The organism is Curtobacterium sp. MCSS17_006 (genome assembly GCF_003234215.1).
Taxonomy (GTDB): domain Bacteria; phylum Actinomycetota; class Actinomycetes; order Actinomycetales; family Microbacteriaceae; genus Curtobacterium; species Curtobacterium flaccumfaciens.
Genome location: NZ_QKSO01000004.1, coordinates 46815 through 66373, shown reverse-complemented (window position 1 = coordinate 66373; position 19559 = coordinate 46815). Strand labels below are relative to the sequence as shown.

At 73.3% G+C, this 19559-nt stretch carries 18 protein-coding genes; 5 read left to right on the top strand and 13 right to left on the bottom strand.

The window, feature by feature from the left end:
• Positions 1–11: 11 nt before the first annotated feature.
• Entirely contained in the window at positions 12–1685 is a 1674-nt protein-coding gene (locus DEJ21_RS05560; protein ID WP_111223970.1) for an ABC-F family ATP-binding cassette domain-containing protein, read from the bottom strand.
• A gap of 52 nt (positions 1686–1737) precedes the next feature.
• Here DEJ21_RS05560 and DEJ21_RS05555 point away from each other — a divergent pair, with 52 nt between their 5' ends.
• Positions 1738–2154 carry an HIT family protein gene (locus DEJ21_RS05555; RefSeq protein ID WP_111223969.1) on the top strand — a complete coding sequence of 139 codons (417 nt, stop codon included), beginning with the start codon at positions 1738–1740 and terminating at the stop codon, positions 2152–2154.
• Positions 2155–2190: 36 nt separating this feature from the next.
• On the opposite strand, the gene DEJ21_RS05550 is transcribed toward DEJ21_RS05555, so the two are convergent.
• On the bottom strand, positions 2191–2490 hold the full coding sequence (locus DEJ21_RS05550; RefSeq protein ID WP_111223968.1) for a hypothetical protein: 300 nt from the start codon (positions 2488–2490) through the stop codon (positions 2191–2193).
• A gap of 40 nt (positions 2491–2530) precedes the next feature.
• On the opposite strand from DEJ21_RS05550, the gene DEJ21_RS05545 reads away from it, so the two are divergent.
• Together DEJ21_RS05545 and DEJ21_RS05540 are read left to right on the top strand one after the other, a co-directional pair.
• Entirely contained in the window at positions 2531–3976 is a 1446-nt protein-coding gene (locus DEJ21_RS05545) for an amidase (protein WP_111223967.1), read from the top strand.
• A gap of 114 nt (positions 3977–4090) precedes the next feature.
• Positions 4091–5884, top strand: a complete 1794-nt coding sequence (locus DEJ21_RS05540) for an N-acetylglutaminylglutamine amidotransferase (protein ID WP_111223966.1) — start codon at positions 4091–4093, stop codon at positions 5882–5884.
• A gap of 16 nt (positions 5885–5900) precedes the next feature.
• Here DEJ21_RS05540 and DEJ21_RS05535 read toward each other — a convergent pair whose 3' ends face one another.
• From DEJ21_RS05535 to DEJ21_RS05505, 7 genes are read right to left on the bottom strand one after another with little or no spacing between them, the layout of a single operon-like run.
• Complete coding sequence (locus tag DEJ21_RS05535) at positions 5901–7379, bottom strand: aminotransferase class I/II-fold pyridoxal phosphate-dependent enzyme (protein ID WP_111223965.1); 1479 nt, start codon at positions 7377–7379, stop codon at positions 5901–5903.
• Between the two features lie 35 nt (positions 7380–7414).
• Complete coding sequence (locus DEJ21_RS05530; protein ID WP_258374887.1) at positions 7415–8251, bottom strand: ABC transporter ATP-binding protein; 837 nt, start codon at positions 8249–8251, stop codon at positions 7415–7417.
• A complete protein-coding gene (locus tag DEJ21_RS05525) occupies positions 8248–9060 on the bottom strand; it encodes an ABC transporter ATP-binding protein (RefSeq protein ID WP_111223964.1) in 813 nt (270 codons plus the stop codon). Before DEJ21_RS05525 ends, DEJ21_RS05530 begins: the two co-directional genes overlap by 4 nt.
• Positions 9057–9926: an ABC transporter permease gene (locus DEJ21_RS05520; protein WP_111038607.1), complete on the bottom strand. Its 870-nt coding sequence runs from the start codon at positions 9924–9926 to the stop codon at positions 9057–9059. The genes DEJ21_RS05525 and DEJ21_RS05520 overlap by 4 nt, the downstream gene beginning before the upstream one ends.
• The gene (locus DEJ21_RS05515) at positions 9923–10876 is read right to left on the bottom strand and encodes an ABC transporter permease (protein ID WP_111223963.1); all 954 of its coding nucleotides are present in this window, start codon (positions 10874–10876) and stop codon (positions 9923–9925) included. The genes DEJ21_RS05520 and DEJ21_RS05515 overlap by 4 nt, the downstream gene beginning before the upstream one ends.
• A 46-nt stretch (positions 10877–10922) precedes the next feature.
• Positions 10923–12467, bottom strand: a complete 1545-nt coding sequence (locus DEJ21_RS05510) for an ABC transporter substrate-binding protein (protein ID WP_111223962.1) — start codon at positions 12465–12467, stop codon at positions 10923–10925.
• Positions 12464–13474, bottom strand: coding sequence for an alpha/beta fold hydrolase (locus tag DEJ21_RS05505; protein WP_181435791.1), 1011 nt, complete (start codon positions 13472–13474; stop codon positions 12464–12466). Before DEJ21_RS05505 ends, DEJ21_RS05510 begins: the two co-directional genes overlap by 4 nt.
• 66 nt (positions 13475–13540) lie before the next feature.
• Between DEJ21_RS05505 and DEJ21_RS05500 the strand changes: the two genes are divergently transcribed.
• Entirely contained in the window at positions 13541–14440 is a 900-nt protein-coding gene (locus DEJ21_RS05500; RefSeq protein ID WP_258374886.1) for a siderophore-interacting protein, read from the top strand.
• Positions 14440–15258, top strand: coding sequence for an ABC transporter ATP-binding protein (locus tag DEJ21_RS05495; RefSeq protein WP_111223959.1), 819 nt, complete (start codon positions 14440–14442; stop codon positions 15256–15258). Before DEJ21_RS05500 ends, DEJ21_RS05495 begins: the two co-directional genes overlap by 1 nt.
• Positions 15259–16099: 841 nt before the next feature.
• Here the strand turns inward: DEJ21_RS05495 and DEJ21_RS05490 are convergent.
• Genes DEJ21_RS05490 through DEJ21_RS05475 form a run of 4 tightly spaced genes read right to left on the bottom strand, consistent with a single transcriptional unit; the run spans position 16100 to position 19509 of the window.
• On the bottom strand, positions 16100–16456 hold the full coding sequence (locus DEJ21_RS05490) for a Fe-S oxidoreductase (protein ID WP_175330772.1): 357 nt from the start codon (positions 16454–16456) through the stop codon (positions 16100–16102).
• Positions 16457–16458: 2 nt separating this feature from the next.
• Entirely contained in the window at positions 16459–17862 is a 1404-nt protein-coding gene (locus DEJ21_RS05485; protein ID WP_111223958.1) for an NAD(P)/FAD-dependent oxidoreductase, read from the bottom strand.
• A 55-nt stretch (positions 17863–17917) separates the two neighbouring features.
• Positions 17918–18739 (bottom strand): arginase family protein, encoded by an 822-nt coding sequence (locus tag DEJ21_RS05480; RefSeq protein ID WP_111223957.1) that lies wholly within the window; start codon positions 18737–18739, stop codon positions 17918–17920.
• A gap of 44 nt (positions 18740–18783) precedes the next feature.
• The gene (locus DEJ21_RS05475; RefSeq protein ID WP_017885772.1) at positions 18784–19509 is read right to left on the bottom strand and encodes a PspA/IM30 family protein; all 726 of its coding nucleotides are present in this window, start codon (positions 19507–19509) and stop codon (positions 18784–18786) included.
• Between the last annotated feature and the right edge of the window lie 50 nt (positions 19510–19559).

Here is a 19559-nt window from a genome sequence, read left to right as displayed (position 1 = left end):
CGGTAGACCCGTCAGCGTTCGGTGACGGTGCCGCCCTCGACCCGCCACTGCCGGTCGAGTCGGACGGTCTCCAGCATGCGCCGGTCGTGTGTGACGAGCAGCAGGGTCCCGTCGTAGGACTCCAGCGCCTGCTCGAGCTGCTCGATCGCGGTGAGGTCGAGGTGGTTGGTCGGTTCGTCGAGGACGAGCACGTTCACCCCGCGGGCCTGCAGCAGCGCGAGTCCGGCCCGGGTGCGCTCGCCGGGGGAGAGCGCCGAGGCAGGTCGGCCGACGTGGTCCGCCTTCAGCCCGAACTTCGCGAGCAGCGTCCGGACGTCGGCGGTCGTGTACTCGGGGACGATCGCCTCGAACGCCGCTGCCAGGGGCTGGTCACCGGTGAACGCCGCACGCGCCTGGTCGACCTCGCCGACCGCGACGCTGGACCCGAGCGAGGCCGTGCCCGTCGTCGGCGCCTGCTTGCCGAGCAGCGCCCGCAGCAGGGTGGACTTGCCGGCGCCGTTCGGGCCGGTGATGCCGATCCGGTCACCGCCGTCGACCTGCAGCGAGACCGGGCCGAGGGTGAAGTCGCCCTGGGTGAACGTGGCGTTCGACAACGTCGCGACGACGGCCGACGACCGGGGTGCGCTGCCGATCGTGAACTCGAGCTGCCACTCCTTGCGCGGCTCCTCGACCTCGTCGAGCCGGGCGATGCGGGACTCCATCTGCCGGACCTTCTGCGCCTGCTTCTCGCTCGACTCCGAGGCGGCACGACGGCGGATCTTGTCGTTGTCCGGGCTCTTCTTCATGGCGTTCCGCACACCCTGGCTCGACCACTCGCGCTGCGTCCGTGCCCGCGAGACCAGGTCGGCCTTCGTCGACGCGAACTCGTCGTACGCGTCACGCTTGTGCTGCCGGGCGATCTCGCGCTCCTCGAGGAACGAGTCGTACCCGCCGCCGAACAGCCGGTTCGACGACTGCGCCAGGTCGAGCTCGAGCACCGAGGTCACCGAGCGCGCCAGGAACTCACGGTCGTGGCTGACGAGCACCACTCCGCCGCGCAGTCCGCGCACGAACGCCTCGAGCCGGTCGAGGCCGTCCAGGTCGAGGTCGTTGGTCGGCTCGTCGAGCAGGACGATGTCGAACCGCGACAGCAGCAGCGCGGCGAGCCCGACGCGGGCGACCTGCCCGCCGGAGAGCGCGGTCATCAGGGAGTCCGGGCCGACGCCGTCCGCTCGGGAGTCGCCGGTGCCGGGCTCCAGGCCGAGGTCGGCGAGCACCGCCGGGATCCGGTCCTCCAGATCCGCGGCCCCCGCGGCGAGCCAGCGGTCGAGCGCCGCCGAGTACCGGTCGGCCGCTGCGTCGCCGGCGTCGGGGTCCCCGAGCGCCGCCGCGGCTGCGTCCATCGTCACGGTCGCCTCGGTGCAGCCGGTCCGCCGCCCGAGGTACGCCGCGACGGTCTCGCCGACGATGCGCTCGTGCTCCTGGGGGAGCCACCCCACGAACGCGTCCGTCGGCGCCAGGGACACCGTGCCGGCCAGCGGCTCGTCGACCCCGGCCAGCAGCCGGAGCAGCGTGGACTTGCCGGCCCCGTTCACGCCGACGACCCCGATCACGTCGCCGGGCGCCACCGTCAGGTCGAGGGAGTCGAACAGCGTGCGAGCGGCGTACCCGCCGGACAGGCCCTTGGCGACGAGCGTGGCGGTCATGCGCCCATCGTCCCACGCGGAGCGGGTACCCCCGGTGCAGCAGACTGGGTCGATGGACTCCTGCGTCTTCTGTGCCGTGATCGCCGGTGACGAACCCGCGACGTGGGTCGAACGCGAGGAGCACGCCGTCGCCTTCGCACCCCTGCCCGACTCGGCACTCGCTCCCGGCCACACCGTGGTCGTGCCGGTCGAGCACACCGCTGACCTGCTCACCGCCGGGCCCACGGCACTCACCGCCACCACGGCCCTGGCGCAGCGCGTCGCCCGTGCGATGAAGGGGGCGCTCGGTGCGACCGGGACCGTCGTGCTGCAGGCATCGGGCGCGGACGCCGGTCAGAGCGTGCCGCACCTGCACCTCCACGTCGTGCCCTGCTGGCCGGACGACGCCACGACGCACTGGCCGGAGCGACGATCGGCGCACGTGGTCGACGGTGACCCGCACGCGCTCCTCGCCGAGATGTTCGAGTAGCCGCCCGAGCAGACCCCGCCCGGCCCGACGCGACCCTCAGCCCCGCTGCACCAACCGACCCGCACCCACCGGCAGCAGCCCACCCCGGTACTCGAGCGCCGTCGCGCCGCCGACCGACACCGATGCCGCCCCGAACCGCCACGCGCGGTTGAACAGGTACACACCGATCACCGTGTCGCCGTCGTCCCGCACCGCCCACGTGCCGGTGCCCCACTGGGCCGGGTGCCCCACCCCGTCGACGGTGACGGTCGGCCGGGCGAACCAGGCGAACAGGGGCCGGACGAGCCGGAGTTCGATCCGGCGCTTCGTCGTGCCGGAGGGGAGAGTGGTGTCCACCGTCGAAGGATACGGGCCACCGCCGCCTAGGCTCGGAGCCGTGTTCGAACTCCACCACCTCTCCGCACAGGAACTCTGGGACTGGATCCGCCGGGGCGAGGCGACCGCCCTCGAGGTCACCGAGCACTACCTGGCCCGCGTGGAACGCCTGGACGCCGGACTCGGCGCCTTCGTGACGGTCACCGCGGACGCGGCCCGGGCCCGAGCCGATCGCCTCGGCCACCTGGTACCGACGTCGAGACCGTTGTGGGGCCTCCCGTCCGCCGACAAGGACCTGTACGACCGCGCCGGGGTCCCCACGCGGAACGGCACCGCGAGCCTGCCGGAGCGGCCCGCGTCGGCCGACCACCCGCTCGTCGCCGCGCTCGACGCGGCCGGCACCGTCAGCCTCGGCAAGACCGCCTCACCGGAGTTCGGCATGTCCTCGTCGTCCGAGACCCGGCTCGGCGTGACGCGGAACCCCTACGACACCACGCGCGCGCCGGGCGGGTCGTCGAGCGGTGCGGCCGTCGCCGTCGCCGCCGGACTCGTGCCCGCCGCGGTCGGTTCGGACGGCGGCGGATCGGTGCGGATCCCCGCCGCGGCGACCGGACTCGTCGGCCTGAAGCCGAGCCGCGGCCGCGTGCCGTCGATGCCCGGCCGCTCCGGCGTCGGCGGCCTGTCCGTGGCCGGGCCGCTCACCCGTTCCGTCGCCGACGCGGGCATGCTGCTCGACGCGCTGGTCGCGCCGACCGGGCTGCCGGAACCGTCGCCGTACGCCCTCGTCACCCCCGACGTCGGCGAGGGGCCGTTCACCGCGGCCGCCGTCCGCGGCGAGGGCCGGTTCGTCGTCGGGGTGCTCGACGGTTCACCATGGGACGACACCGTCGACGTGGTCGTCGACCCCGCAGCCCGGGCCGCCGTGGAGACCGCCGTGCGGGTGCTCGGCGAGGTCGGGCACGGCGTCGAGGACGTCCGGATGCCCCGGGTGCCGTACGCCGACGCGTTCCGGGTGGCGTGGGAGAGCTCCGCTGCCCGCCTGCCGCAGGTGCCCGGCATCGACCTGTCGGCGCTGACCCCGCTCGTGGGGTGGCTCGTCGCGCGCGGACAGGCGCTGTCCGGCACACAGGTCCTCGACGCGATGTCGACGCTCGACACCTTCTCGACGACGCTCATCGGCGCGTTCGACCGGTTCGACGCGGTGCTCACGCCGACCCTCGCGATGACGCCGCGGCCCCTCGGCTGGTACGGCGACGACCCGGACGAGGACTTCCGCCGACAGTGCGCGTACTCGCCGTGGACGTCGATGGCGAACGTGTCCGGGCTCCCCGCGATCACCCTGCCGGTCGGCGTGACCGACGACGACCACCCCGACGGTGGCGGGCTGCCGATGGGCGTGCAGCTGATCGGACGCCCCGGCGGCGAGCGCGTCCTGCTCGCGATCGGCGCGCAGCTCGAGCGCCGGTTGCGCTGGCAGCGGCGGCACCCGGCCGCCTGGACCGCCTGACGCCGGGCCCGCACCGCGCCGGGGGTCGCCGTCCGCTCTGCGCAAGCCCTCGTGTGGACTGGACCAGCGCCAGGGCGGGGCGGAGTTCCGTCGGCACGGAACGGGAGGCACCGGATGTGTGGACTGGCCGCGGACGTGCGGTTCGACGGGGGACGGGCGGACGCCGACGCCGTCCACCGGATGGCGGCGTGCATGGAGGACCGCGGCCCCGACGGCGGCCAGGTCTGGGACGGCGGCTGGGCCGTCCTCGGACACCGGCGGCTCAGCGTCATCGACCTGTCCGATCGGGCCGCACAGCCGATGCGATCCGCCGTGCAGGACGTCACGATGGTCTTCAACGGATGCGTGTACAACCACGAGGAGCTCCGGCGTGACCTCGCGACCGACTACCCGTTCCGGACCACCAGCGACAGCGAGGTGATCCTCGCCGCCTACGCCCGCTGGGGTGACGCGTTCGTGGACCACCTCGTCGGCATGTTCGCGATCGTCCTCGTGGACCGCGCCCGCGAGCGCGTGGTCCTCGCGCGGGACCGCCTCGGCATCAAGCCGCTGTACCTCGCCGACGTCGACGGTGGCGTCCGGATCGCCTCGACGTTGCCCGCGCTCCTCGCGGCCGGGGGCATCGACACCGCGCTCGACCCGGTCGCGCTGCACCACTACCTCAGCTGGCACTCGATCGTCCCGGCACCTCGCACCCTGCTGCGCGGCGTGCAGAAGCTGCCGGCCGCGACCGTGCGGACGATCGAGCGCGACGGCACGACCGGCCGGACCCGCACGACCGACCGCACGTACTGGTCACCCGACTACGAACGTCTGCCCCAGCAGACCGGCTGGACCGCCCGCGACTGGGAGGACGCCGTCGAGGAGGCCCTCCGCGTCGCCGTCCGTCGCCGCCTCGTCGCGGACGTCCCCGTCGGGGTCCTGCTGTCCGGGGGACTCGACTCGAGCCTGCTGGTCGCGCTGCTCGCCGAGGAGGGCGCCGGAACCACCGGGACCTACAGCATCGGGTTCGACGCGGCCGGCGGCGAGTCCGGCGACGAGTTCGCGTACTCCGACGCCGTCGCCGACCACTTCGCCACCGACCACACCCGCATCCACGTGCCCGCATCGACCCTGCCTGCAGCACTCCTCGACTCCGTGGACGCGATGACCGAGCCGATGGCGACCCAGGACGTCGCAGCGTTCCACCTGCTCGCACAGCACGTGTCCGAGTCGCGGAAGGTCGTGCAGTCCGGGCAGGGTGCCGACGAGGTGTTCGCCGGGTACGAGTACCACCGGCCCGCTGCCAGGGCGACCCGGCCCGGTGCGCTCGCCGCGTTCACCCACGCGTTCGTCGACCCGAGCGCCACGGCGCACGCCCTGCTCGAGCCGGGCATCCTGCCCGCGACCGACGTCAGCCACGTGCTCCTGCAGGACCGGTTGGGAGCGGCGGGCGCCGAGACGGCGCTCGACGCGGTACTCCGGTTCGACACGCACGTGCTGATGGTCGACGACCCGGTGAAGCGCGTGGACAGCATGACGATGGCGTCCGGCCTGGAGGCACGGGTCCCGTTCCTCGACCAGGACCTCGTCGCCCTGGCCGCTGCGTGCCCTCCGGAGCTGAAGGCGGCCGACGGCGGCAAGGGGGTGCTGAAGGCGATCGGTCGGCGCCTGCTGCCGGCCGGGGTGGTGGACCGCCCGAAGGGGTACTTCCCGGTGCCGGCCGTCCGGAACCTGGACGGTGAGGTGTTCACGGTCGCGCGCGACGCGCTCCTCGGACCCGAGGCACGGGCACGGGGCCTGGTCCGACCCGAGGCCGCCGCTGCCCTGCTCCGGGATCCGCGGCGGTACCGGACGAGGGTCGGCGGGACGACGCTCTGGTTGCTCGCGGTCCTGGAGCTCTGGCTGCAGCGCCAGGGGATCCGCTGACGCCGGCCCATGCGGGTCAGCTGGTCTCGCGCACCACCCGGATCGTGTCGAGGCTGCCGTCGGTCGGGTCGGGCATCACCATCCCCGCCTGGAGGCCGCTGCGCAGGTAGTCGATCATCTCGGCGGTGAGGCGCTCTCCGGGCACAAAGGCCGGGATCCCGGGCGGGTACGGCGTGACCTGCTCGGCCGCGATTCGTCCCGCTGCGTCCTCGGCCGGGACGAGTTCGACCTCGCCGAAGAACGCCTCGCGGGGCGTCATCACCGACTCGAGCAGCAGGCCGGACGGGTCCGGGATCCGGACGGGCGGCGTCTGCGGGAGGTCCGGTGCTGCCGCGGCGAGCGAGCGCAGTGCGTCGAGCAGGCGGCTCGTCGTGAAGTCGTCGTCCGCCAGGGAGACGTCGATGCCGAGGTGCCGGTGGTCGGAGAGCCCGAGGTCGAGCCGGTGGTGCTCTCGGACCCAGTCGTGCGCCTGGTACCCGGTGATGCCCAGCGGTTCGACATCGAGGAGCATCCGCATCGGGTCGAGCTGGTGCGACGCCTCGGCCCCGAGCAGTTCGTCGTGCAGGACGTGGATGCCCGCGATCGCCTCGATGCGGTCGCGGGTCCGGTCGGCGAGCTCGATCGTCCGGTCGATGAGCGCGGCGCCGTCGCGCATCATGTGCCGACGCCAGCCGTCCATCCCCGCGTACACGAGGACGTTCGGGCTCGTCGTCATGAGCATGTCGGCGCAGGCCCACAGGTGGTCGTGGTCGACGCGGTCCCCGCGGAGGTGCAGCACGGATCCCTGTTCGAACCCGAGTCCCATCTTGTGGACGCTCGTGACGCAGACGTCGGCCCCGGCGTCCATCGCCCACGACGGCAGCCGGTCCGAGAACGGCAGGTGGGCGCCCCAGGCCTCGTCGACGATGAGGGGCTTGCCCCGCTCGTGGCAGACCTCGGCGATCCCGGCGATGTCCGCGCAGGTGCCGTACGGCGTCGGGCTGACCACGAGGGCGGCGGCGGCGTCCGGGTGCTCGTCCCAGACCCGCACGTAGTCGGCGGGGGACGGCGGGTGCGAGATCCCCTGGTCACGGTCGAGCCGAGGCTCCACCCAGTACGGCTGCAACCCGGAGAACACCAGGCCGGCGGTCACTGACTTGTGGGCGTCGCGGCTGACCAGGATCCCGCCCTCCACCCCGGCCACCGCGAGCATCGCCGCCTTCACCGACAGGGAGCTGCCGCACGTCGAGAAGAACACCGTGTCGGCGCCGACGGCCTCGGCCATCAGGGCCTCGGCGGTGGCCAGGTACCCGTTCGAGGACTTCCGGTCGTCGAGCCCGCCACTCGCCAGCACGTCGGCCCGGAACGGGTCCTTGCCGAGCACCGCGAGGGTGTCGGCGTCGACCCCGCGGCCCTGCCGGTGCCCGGGCGGTGAGAACCCGTAGCGGTCACGGGCGTGGTAGTCCCGGAGTGCGTCGAGGAACGGTGCATCGGTCTGGTCGAGTTCTCCGCTCATGGTTCCCGTGTACCCGACCCGCGTTCACCGCCGGCTCAGGCCGTCGGGCGCGTCGAGTGCGTCGGGCAGGTGCGACGGTGTCGTTCCACGTCTGCACCCGGCGCCGCCGCCACCAACGCCCGCGTCACCGGGTGCTGCGGCGCGTCCAGGAGCGACACCGGCCCGTGCTCGACGATCCGACCGTCGGACATCACCGCGACCGTGTCGCACAACCGCTGCACGACCCCGATGTCGTGTGACACCAGCACGAGCGTCAGCCCGAGGTCGTCGGCGAGCGACCGGAACAGCTCGATCACCCGGGCGCGGACCACCACGTCGAGGGCACTCATCGGCTCGTCGCCGAACAGGATGCGGGGCGAGTGCACCACGGCGCGGGCGATCGCGATCCGCTGCCGTTGCCCGCCGGAGAACTCGTGCGGGTACCGGTCGACCGTGTCGGCGGGCAGGTCGACGCGCTCCAGCACGGCACGGACCAGGTCGTCGTGCGACCCCGGGACCTGCAGGGCCCGCAGCGGCTCGGCGACGATCGCGCCGACGCGCATCCGCGGGTCGAGGGACGCGTACGGGTCCTGGAACACCACCCCGGTCTCGCGACGGAACCAGCGCAACGCACGCGCGGACCGGGACGCGACCACCGGACGGCCGGAGGCGGCGACGGTGCCGGCGGAAGGGGCCTCCAGGCCGGCGAGCAGCCGGACCAGCGTGGACTTGCCGGATCCCGATTCGCCGACGATGCCGAGCCGTGCGCCGGGGGCGACCGTCAGGTCGACACCGTCGACGGCGGTGCGGACCGGCCCGGGCTCGAACGGGCCGCGGCGGGGGAGTCGGTAGGTGCGGTGGAGACCGGTGGCCTCGAGGACGGGGAGGGTCACGGGGCGGTCCTCCTGGCGGTGGCGCGGGCGGCGTCGACGAGCGCGATCGTTGCGGGGTGCTGCGGTGCGGCGAGCAGGTCCGCGACGCGACCCTGTTCGACCACCCGGCCGGCGTCGAGCACCACGGCGGTGTCGGCGATGCGCGCCAGCACGGCGAGGTCGTGGGTGACGAACACCATGCCCGCCGGCAGGTGCTCGAACAGGTCGAGGATGCGGGCCTCGGTGGTGACGTCGAGCGCCGTGGTCGGCTCGTCGGCCACCAGGTACGACGGCTCACCCGCCATCGCCATCGCGATGCAGATCCGCTGCCGCTGCCCGCCGGACAGCTGGTGCGGGTACTGCCGCAGCAGCGACTCCGGGTCGGGCAGGCCCACGGACGCCGCCAGGTCGACGGCTGCGGCGCGTGCCGCGCGTCGGTCGAGCCCGCGGTGCAACCGGAGCGGCTCCGCGATCTGCGCGCCGACGCGCCGCAGCGGGTCGAGCGCGGTGCCCGGCTCCTGGAACACCATCGCGATGCCCGATCCACGGTGTCGCGCGCGCTCGCGGTCGGGCAGGCCGACCAGTTCGGTGCCGTCCAGGCGGACGCTGCCGGTCACGACGGCGCCGGCGGGCTCCAGGCCCATCAGGGCGAGCGAGGTCATCGACTTGCCGGATCCGCTCGCGCCGATCACGCCGACGCGCTGGCCGGGAGGCACGGTGAAGGTGACGTCGTCGAGGATCGTCCGCCCCGTGATGCGGACCGACAACCCGCGCACCTCGAGCCCGGAGGCTGCGGTGGCGTGGGCGGTGCCGGCTGCGTGGCCGGTCATGCGGTCACCCCCGGGGTGGTCGTCGCCGGGTCGGCGCTCCGGTCGCTCGTCGTCAGCCGCGGGTCCGAGGCATCACGCACCGCGTCGCCGAGCAACGACAGTGCCGCGACGACGATCGCGATGGCGGCTCCCGGCCAGGTCGCACTCCACGGGTGCACCCCGATGTAGGTCTGCAGGTCGGACAGCAGGCTGCCCCAGGACGCGGTGTCCGATCCGGCGCCGTAGCCCAGGTAGGACAGCCCGGCCTCCGCGAGCACGGCCGTGGCCATCGCGAGCGACAGCTGCACGGTGAACAGCGGCGCCGCGTTCGGCACCAGGTGGCGGAAGAGCACCCCGGCACCGCCGACGCCGGACGCCCGCGCTGCGGTCACGTAGTCGCTGCGGGCGATCCGCCGGATCTCGCCGCGGGCCACGCGGGCGATCGTCACGCCGAAGGACAGCCCGACGCTGACGATCACGACGCCGAGCGACCCGCCGAACACCGCGGTCAGGAGCATCGCGGTGAGCAGGGTCGGGAACGCCACCAGGATGTCGAGCAGGACCGCGGTGCCCTCGCGCACCCAGCGGGCGGTGAGCGAACCGATCGCGGTGAGGACGATGCCGACGACGCTCGCGATCACTCCGGAGCCGACGGCGACGAGCACGGTGGTGCGGGTGCCGGCGAGCAGGTAGCTCGCGATGTCGCGGCCGGCGGCGTCGGTGCCGAACCAGTGCGCGGCGCTCGGCCCCTCCCACTGGTGGAACGGGTCGGCGCGGAACGGGTTCTGCGGTGTCCAGACGAGCGACACGGCGGCGAGCACGAGCAGCAGGCCGAGCACGACGACGGCGAAGACCCCGGTCGGGCGGGACACCAGGCGGCGGATCATCCCTGCACCTCGCGCTGTCGGGGGTCGAGGGTGCGGTGCACGACGTCGACGGCGAACCCGACGAGCAGCACGAGTCCGGTGAGCACGAGCAGTTCCGACTGCACCTTCGTGATGTCGCGGCGGCCGACGTCGGTCACGAGCATCCGACCGACCCCGGGCAGCGAGAACAGCTGCTCGACGACGACGGCACCGACGAGCAGCCCGGCGATCTGGACCCCGAGCACGGCGAGCACCGTGAGGGCGACGCTCGGCAGGCCGTGGCGGAGCAGCGCCTGCGTGCGGGTGAGTCCGACGGCGGCGGCGGTGCGCAGGTGGTCGGCGTCGAGGACGGAGAGCGTGGCGGACCGGGTGAACCGGAGGATCACGGCGCCCTCGACCGCACCGATGGTCAGCGCGGGCAGCACGAGCGACGCGAACGCCCGCGCGGGTTCCGACCAGCCGTCGAGCGGGAAGCCCTGCGTCGGCAGCCAGTGCAGCGTCACCGCGAACAGGGCGACGAGGAGCATGCCGGCCCACACCACGGGCACGGCGGCGACGGCCTGCGCCGCGAACCCGATCACCGCACCACCCGGGCGGCGACGGAGCACCGCGGCGACCACCCCGAGCGGGACACCGATCACCAGCGCGGTCGCCAGGGACATCGCGGCGAGCGGCAGGGTGATCGCGAGCTTCTGCGCGATCTCCGGTGCGACGGCACCGTTCGTCACCAGCGAGCGGCCGAGGTCACCACGGAACACCCCGCCGATCCAGTCGAGGTACTGCACCACGACGGGCCGGTCGAGTCCGAGCTGCTGCCGGAGCTGCTCCACCTGCGCGGGGGTCGACTGCGTGCCGGCGACGACCTGGGCGACGTCACCGGGCAGCACGCGGAGCGTGGCGAAGATGATGACGCTCGCCACGAGCAGGCCGACGACGAGCAGGAGCACCCGCCCGATGAGGAACCGGGTCACGACACCGATGCTACGGGGACGGACACCCCGCCGCGGCCGCTCCGGTTCACTTGACCGCGAGCTTCGCCAGGTCGAGGCGCGAGTTCCCGCCGTCGACCGGGAAGCCCGTCACGCCGGAGCGCACCGCGGTGATCTCGGTCGCCGTGTAGAGCCACTCGCCGGCCGCGTCCTCGCTGACGATGCGTGCCGCCTTGCGGAGTGCCTCGGTCTTCGTGGCCTCGTCGGTCGCGGCGATCGACTGGGCGTAGAGCGCCTGCACCTCGGCGTTGTCGTAGCCGAAGTAGTAGTCCGGGTTCGCCCAGTTGCCGAAGTCACGGGCCTCGACGTGGTCGACCATCGACAGGTCGAAGTCCCGCTCGCCGGACTTCGGTGCCTGGAACACCGACGACAGCCAGGTGGCGAAGTCGACACGCTTGACCGTCAGGGTGATCCCGACGTCGGCGAGCTGCGACTTCAGCACGTCGCCGATCGTGGTCGGGTAGATGTTCGCGTAGGTGAGCGTCAGCTTCAGGTCCTGCTGGCCGGCGGCGGCCAGGAGCTTCTTCGCGTTCGCGGGGTCGTACGCGTCGATGTCGGTCAGGTCCTCGTAGCCGGGGTCGAGCTCCGGGATCGGGCCGCCCTGCTCCACGCCGGTGCCGCCGATCGCCTTGATGAGCGCCTTCGCGTCGATCGCCTGCCGGATGGCCCGGCGCACGCGCTCGTCCGTGAACGGTTCCTTGCGGTCGTTGAACGCGAGCGTGTACTTGTCGGTCGTCTTGCCGCTGTGCAGCGCGATGTCGGCGTTGCCCTGCAGCTGGCTCTGCAGCGTGCCGTCGACCGGGTTCAGGACGTCGAGGTCACCGTTCGCCATCGCGTTGACGGCGGTCGACGGGTCCGTGATGTAGCGGAAGACGATCTTCGCGACCTTCGCCTTCGTGCCCCAGTAGTCCTCGTTGCGGTCGAAGGTGAGCGAGTCGCCCTGCTTCCAGTCGGCCACCTCGAACGGACCGGTGCCGTTCGCGCTGTCGGACAGGTCGTTGTCCGCGGCCTTCTCGAGCACCAGGCCCGAGCGGCCGGTCAGGTTCCAGAGCAGGTCGGAGTCGGGCTTCGCGAGTTGCAGCACGACGGAGTCCTCGGACGGCGCGGTGATCGACGTGACGCCCGCGAGCTTGGCGGAGTCGACGTACGAGTCGTTCGACTTGACCTGCTCGAGCGACCACACGACGTCGGCCGCGGTGACCGGCTTGCCGTCCTGGAACGTCGTGCCGTCCCGCAGCGTGAACGTGTAGGTCAGGCCGTCGTCCGAGACCTCGTGCGACGAGGCCAGCACGTCACGGACGTCGCCGTCGGCGGTCCGGCCGACGAGCCCCTGGTACACGTTGTCGATGAGCACCTGGTCGAGCGCCGCCCCGGACTGGGTGCGGATGTCGAGACTCGTCGGCTCGAGCACCAGCCCGACGCGCACCGTGGCGTCCTTGCCGCCGGTGGTGTCGGACGAGCCGGAGCAGCCGGCCAGCGCCAGGGCGGAGACGACGGCGACGGCCGTGGCGGCGAGGGCAGCGCGCCCGATGCGCGAGGTGCGCGCGGTGCGACGGGGCAGGAGCGGACTCATGGGGTGGTGGGTTCCTTCCGGGCACGAGGGCTGGGATCGGGCCTCGCGCTCGCACGAGGGTACCGGCGGCTGGTGCCGTCCGGCGACGGTTCTTCGATCGGGTGCAACAATCCGTGCCGCTCCGCCCATGCCCGGATCGCCGAAGCCAGTTCGAGGGGTGCCTGGTTCTGCACCGCGTGCCGCGAGGTCACCGTCACGATCTCGGCGTCCGGCAGACGTTCGGCGAACCCGGCGTGCAGCTTCGGGGAGACGTACCCGCGGTCACCCCGGACGAGCAGGATCGGCACGCGCAGGGCCTCGAGGTCCGGCCACGCATCGGCGAAGCGCCCCACCGACGACGTCCGCCCGGCGGGCAGGTGCGGGAAGTGGTGACGGCGCACGAGTCGCCCGTCCGCACCGAGGGCCGTCGTGTGCCGGGCCTCACGGAGCAGCACCTGCCGGTCGTCGCCGACCCGCGCCTCGATCGCCCGGTCGACGACCTGCTCGAGCGACTCGAACGGCTCCTCGGCCTCGAGCGCGCGGGCGATCCGGTCGACGGCACGCTGCGCGAAGTCCGGCGACATGTCGACGAGCACGAGCCCGGTGACCCGCTCCGGCGCGGTGGCCGCGAGCCGAGCGGAAAGGATGGCACCGAGCGAGTGGCCGACGACGATGCCCGGCGGCACCGCGAGCGCGTCGAGCGCGGCGAGCACGCTCGGCGCCGTCGCGGCCGCCGCGTAGTCCGCGTCCTCCCGCCACGACGACCGGCCGTGGCCGGGCAGGTCGAGGGCGACCGCCGGCTCGCCCACGGCGAGTGCCGTGGTGTCGAAGCTGTGGGCGTCGATGCCGAGCCCGTGCAGGTAGGTGATCCGGGCCTCCTGGCCGTCGTCGCCCCACCGGATCGCGGAGATATCCTGCCCGTCCGCGGTGCGGACCACCTGCCTGGAGGCGCGGAGCGGCGTGGTCACGCCGCTCGCGCTGGCGAGGGCGGGCAGGTCGGCGAATTCGTCGTCGGGGGCTTCGGACACGGGGACGATCCTCGCACCGTTCCGGGGGCCTGGAGACGTTAGGTAAGGCATGCCATACTCGATTCCGTGGCAACCCGGTATCGCGTCTTCTCCGTCTGTGTGGCCGCCGTCACGTCGCTCACCCCGAACTTCGTCCGGGTGACGCTGACGGGCGACGCGCTCGCCGACTTCTCCTCGGTCGGTCTCGACCAGCGGATCAAGATCGTGCTGCCCCTGCCCGGCATCGGCTTCTCCGAACTGCCGGAGCACGAGGACTGGTACGCCGCCTGGCGCGCGCTGCCGGACGACGCGCGCAACCCGCTCCGCACGTACACGGTCCGCTCGTTCAGGCCGGACGCCCGCGAACTCGACATCGACTTCGTCGCGCACGGCGACACCGGTCCGGCGTCGCGCTGGGTGTCGGCCTGCCGCGTCGGTGACGAGCTGCGCATCGTCGGGCCGCGGGTTCCCGAGTCGCCGGAGGACCTGCCGACCGGTGCCGCCGAGTTCGCTCCCGGGCACGCGAACCGGATCCTGCTCGCCGGGGACGAGACCGCCGCACCGGCCATCTGCGCCATCCTCGAAGCCCTCGACGTCTCGACCGTCGGCCACGTCTTCATCGAGGTGCCCACCGACGCCGACCGGCTGCCGGTCACCGCGCCCGCCGGGGTCGAGGTCCGCTGGATCGCCCGCAACGGCGCCACCCACGGGGTCCGGATGACCGACCAGGTGCACGCCTGGGCCTCCACTGTCGCGCCGTCCGCCGCCGCGTGCGAGCCGGCCGCCGAGCTCACCGACGTCGACGTCGACGAGCAGGTGCTGTGGGACGTCCCCGCCCCGGTCGACGAGCGCCCCGTCTACGCGTGGATCGCGGGCGAGGCCGGCTGCGTCAAGGAACTCCGCCGCCACCTGGTGCGCGGCGTCGGCATCGACCGCAAGCAGGTCGCGTTCATGGGCTACTGGCGGCACGGCAAGGCCGAGCACTGATGCCGGCCGCGGGCGCCGCGCTCGGTCCGGTCCCGACCACCGCGCTGGGGGCCCGTGGGCTGACCCTGGCGTACGACGACCGGGTCGTGGTGGACACGCTCGACGTCGACATCCCCGACGGCGAACTGACGGTCATCGTCGGGCCGAACGCCTGCGGCAAGTCGACGCTGCTGAAGTCCTTCGCCCGCACCCTGAAGCCGCGCGCCGGCACGGTGTTCCTCGACGGGGCGCCGATCGACTCGTACCGCCCGAAGGCCGTCGCCCGGCGAGTCGGCATGCTCCCGCAGACCCCGATCGCCCCCGACGGCATCACCGTGCGTGACCTGGTGTCCCGGGGCCGGTTCCCGCACCAGGACCTGCTGCACCCCTCGTCCGGGTCCGACCGGCAGGCCGTGCAGGCCGCACTCGAGCAGACGTCGACGGTGGAACTCGCCGATCGCAGTGTCGACGAGCTCTCCGGCGGGCAGCGGCAGCGGGTGTGGATCGCGATGGTGCTCGCGCAGCAGACCGACATCGTGCTGCTCGACGAGCCGACGACGTTCCTCGACATCGCGCACCAGTACGACGTGCTCGAACTCGCCTCCACGCTGCACGCCGCCGGTCGCACGGTCGTCGCGGTGCTGCACGACCTGAACCAGGCTGCGCGCTACGCCACCCACGTCATCGCGATGCGCGACGGGGCGATCGTCTCGGCGGGGGAGCCGGCGTCGGTGCTCACCGCGGACCTCGTCGAGGACGTCTTCGGCCTGCCATGCGTCGTCGTCCCCGATCCCGAGACCGGCACGCCCCTCGTGGTGCCGCGGCGGCGCGCGGCCTGACGCGCGGGCCGGCTGGCGCCGGGCCGGGCCGAGGTCGCACGATCTGCCGCCTGCCCGGCGTCGGGACGACGGTTCGCGCGACCGCGGCGACGTGGACGCGGCGTGTCGCGCGACTTCGGTCACGTGCCGCCGCCGAGTGGTCACGACTCGTCGTCGGCCGGGCGCCGAGCGGTCACGGACTGTCGGCTGGCGGCGCCGCACGCGACGGTCTGCGACCGCTCGCCGCGCACCCGCCGGGGTGTTGTGACCGGCCGGCGCGTGCAGTGGGCGTGGGGCGCGGCGGCCTGGAGGCCCGGGGCGACGCCGCCACGCGCCTCCAGGCCGTCGATCGGTCGCGTCTCGTCGCCTGGCCGGCCTGCCGCTGAGTGGTCACGACTCGTCGTCGCCCGGGCGCCGAGTGGTCACGAACTGTCGGCTGGCGGCGCCGCAGGCGACGGTCTGTGACCGCTCGCCGCGTGCCCGGCGGGGTGTTGCGACCGGCGGGCGGGCGCGGTGGGCGTGGGGCGCGGCGGCCTGGAGGCCCGGGGCGGCGCCGGCACGCGCCTCCAGGCCGTCGACCGGTCGCGTCTCGTCGCCTGGCCGGCCCGCCGTCGAGTGGTCACGAAAGGCCGTCGGCCGGGCACCGAGTGGTCACGAACTGTCTGCTGGCGGCGCCGCGGGCGACGGTCTGCGACCGCTCGCCGCGGGGTAGGCGGGGTGTTGCGACCGACCGGCACGCCGGCCGAGATCGCACGAACCGCCCCCCGACCGGCGTCGGGGCGACCGTTCGCTCGACCACGACGTCGCGCACGCGGCGTGTCGTGCGACCGCAGCACACCCGAGCCGCCCCGCCCCGCACCCGTCAGCGGTACCCGCCGTCCTCCAGGCCGGCCTCGACCTCGAACCGGTTCCGCAGCGGATCCCGCCCGGCCACGGCGTAGAGCAGCGGCATGAGCATGCCGTACCGGCGCCACTGCTCGACGTGCACCCGCTCGTGCCGGAGCACCCGCGGGCCGTCGTTGTCGCGGGTCAGGTACACCGAGCCGACGCAGGTGCCGCCGCGCCGGAACACCCAGCGCGGCAGCCCCGTGCAGACCACGAGCCCGTCCTCCACCCGGATCCGCCCGGTCGACAGGGGGACGCCCACGGCGAGCCCGACAGCGGTCGCGAACACCCACCCCGCACGGGACACGGGGGAGTCGAGCAGCGGGTTGCGCACGCTCAGGCCGGGCGGCCGTACGTCTCGAGCAGGCGGAGCCAGATCTCGTTCATCGTCGGGTATGCCGGCACCGCGTGCCACAGGCGGTCGATCGGGACCTCGCCCACGACGGCGACGGTGGCACCGTGCAGCATCTCGGCGACGTCCTGGCCGACGAACGTGACGCCCACGACGACCCCGCGGTCCTCGTCGACGACCATCTTCGCGCGGCCCGTGTAGCCGTCTGCCTGCAGGGAGGACCCGGCGATTGCACCGAGGTCGTACTCGACCGCGCGGACGTTCAGCCCCTGCTCGCGGGCCTTCGCCTCGGTCAGGCCGACGCTCGCGACCTCGGGGTCGGTGAAGGTGACCTGCGGCGAGGCGGCGTGGTCGGCGGTGGCGACGTGGGCACCCCACGGCTCGGTGTGCAGCGGCGTGCCCTGGTACCGGGCGGCGATCGCCTCGCCGGCGGCACGCGCCTGGTACTTGCCCTGGTGCGTGAGCAGGACGCGGTGGTTGACGTCACCCACGGCGTACAACCAGTCGGTGCCGTGCACGAGCATGGTGTCGTCGACGTCGAGCCAGTCGCCCGCGGTCAGGCCGACGGTCTCGAGCCCGAGGTCACGCGTGTGTGCGGCGCGGCCGGTGGCGGCGAGCACCTCGCTCGTGATGACCGTGGTGCCGTCGTCGAGCTCCGTGGTGACGAGACCGTGCTCGTCGCGGTCGACCCGGACCGGGTTGACGCCGGTGCGGACGTCGACACCGAGTTCGCGCAGGGAGTCGGCGACGAGTTCCCCGGCGAAGGGCTCCATGCCGCCGAGCAGACCGTGCCGGGCGACGAGGGTGACCTTCGCGCCGAGGGACGCCCACGCGGTCGCGAGCTCCGAGCCGGAGACGCCGCCGCCGATGACGAGCAGGCTCTCGGGGACCTGCTGGGCGCTGGTGCCCTCGCGGGTGCCCCACGGCTTCGCCTCGGCGAGACCGGGCACCGGGGGCAGCGTGTGCAGGGAACCGGTGACGACCGCGACGGCTGCGCGCGCCGTGTGCGTCTCGCCGTCGACGTCGATGGTCTTCGGGCCGGTGATGCGGGCGTGCCCGCGGATCAGGTCGATGCCGGCGGACTCGAGCCACGAGACCTGGCTGTCGTCCTTCCAGCCGGAGGTGAACGAGTTGCGGCGGGCGAGCACGTGGGCGGCGTCGAGCGTGCCGGTCACGGCCTGCTTCGCACCGTCGAGCCGCTTGGCGGCGGCGAGGGCGTGTCCGCTGCGCAGGAGCGCCTTCGAGGGCATGCACGCCCAGTAGGAGCACTCGCCGCCGACGAGCTCGGCCTCCACGATCGCGACCGACAGGTCGCGCTTCCTGGCGTAGTCCGCCACGTTCTCGCCGACAGCGCCGGCTCCGATCACGATGAGGTCGTAGTCCGTCATGCTGCCGAGCGTACGCGGGACGGCAGGGCGTCCGCCGGTCGCGTCGGACGTGTGGTCAGCCCACCCGGGAGGCGCTGGTCACCGCTCCGACGACGCGCAGGATCACGCCGAGGTCGTCCACCGCCCGGTCCGGGTCGACGGGGGCGAATCCGGTGAGCGCGGCGCCGACGAGGCGGCGGCCGCGGGTCGCGGCCTGGATGCGCTCGACGAGCGCTGCGCCGTCGAGGCCGAACGGGACGGGTTCGAGGAGTCCGTCGACCTCGGACGGGTCGAGGACGTCGAGGTCGACGTGCACGAAGACCGATGCGGCACCGGTCCGCTCGACCGCTGCGGTGAGGGCGTCCGGGGTGGCGGCGTCGACGTCGAGGTGCACGATCCCGGCCTTGTCGAGGGCGGCCCGTTCGGCGTCCTCGACCCCGCGGACCCCGGCGACGACGACCGACGAAGCGGGGACGACCGGCAGGCCGGGGAACAGGTCGTCAGGGCGGTCGACCAGCAGGCGCAGGGCGGCGGTCTCGGCGGCGACGGGCTGTGCCCGGTTGAGCGCGCGGTACCCGCTGGACCCGGAGATGCGGACGAACGCGGTGTCCGGTGCGAGGGCGGCGGTCGCGCCGAGGACACTGGCGCCGTCACCGCCGACGACGAGCACCGGTTCGGTGGCGACGGCTGTTTCCTCGGCGACGCGTTCGGCGACGGCGAGCACCGAGGTGTAGCGGGCGACGGCGGTCTCGAGGCGGTCACCCGCTCCGGCCGGGACGTCGACCACGGTGGTGGACGCCCGGGGGAGGTCGGCCGCGATCGCCGACGCGCCGTCCCCGAGGCGCATCGCGCGCGACGACGCCGAACCCTGCCACTGACCGACCACGAGGAAGTGCATCGTCTCAGTCTGTCAGCTGGGGTCCGGCGTCGTCAGGGCGTTCGTCAGATGCTCGAGGATCCGCCGGACTTCAGCGCGGCGAGCCGTGCCTCGACCTCGGCGTCCTTGCCGACGTCCTCGAGGCTCTCGAACTGTGCGTCGAGGCTCGACGACTGCAGCTCCTGCTGGCCGAGCACCTTCGCCTCTTCGCGGCGGACCTTCTCCTCGAAGCGGCCGAGGTCGCTCGTCGGGTCGAGCACGTCGATGTTGCCGAGGGCGTCGTTGACGCGGGACTGCGCCTCGGCGGTCTTCGAGCGGGCGACGAGGTTGTCCCGCTTCGCGCGGAGCTGCTCGAGCTTCTGCTCCATGCCGGCGAGACCGGTCTTGAGCTTCTCGACGGCCTCGTTCTGCGACGCCAGGTTCGGCTCCGCGTCCTTGACCTCCTGCTCGGCGGCGATCTGCTTGCCGATCGCGATCTTGGCGAGGTTGTCGAACTTGTCCGCCTCGGCCGACTTGCCCTCGGAGCGGTACTTGTCGGCTGCGGTGGAGGCGTTGGCGGCCTTCTGGCCCCACTCGACCGCGGCCTTCTTGTCCTCTTCGTGGTCCTGCTCGAGCAGGCGCACGTTGCCGATGGTCTGCGCGATCGCGGTCTTCGCGTCGGCGATGTTGTTCGTGTAGTCGCGGACGAGCTGGTCCAGCATCTTCTGCGGGTCCTCGGCGTCGTCGATGATCTGGTTGATGTTCGCGCGCACGAGGGTGGAGATGCGTCCGAAGATGGTCTGCTTGGCCATTGCTGTTCCCTTTCGTGGAAGTCCTGTGGACGGTGTTGTCGGGTCGTGTC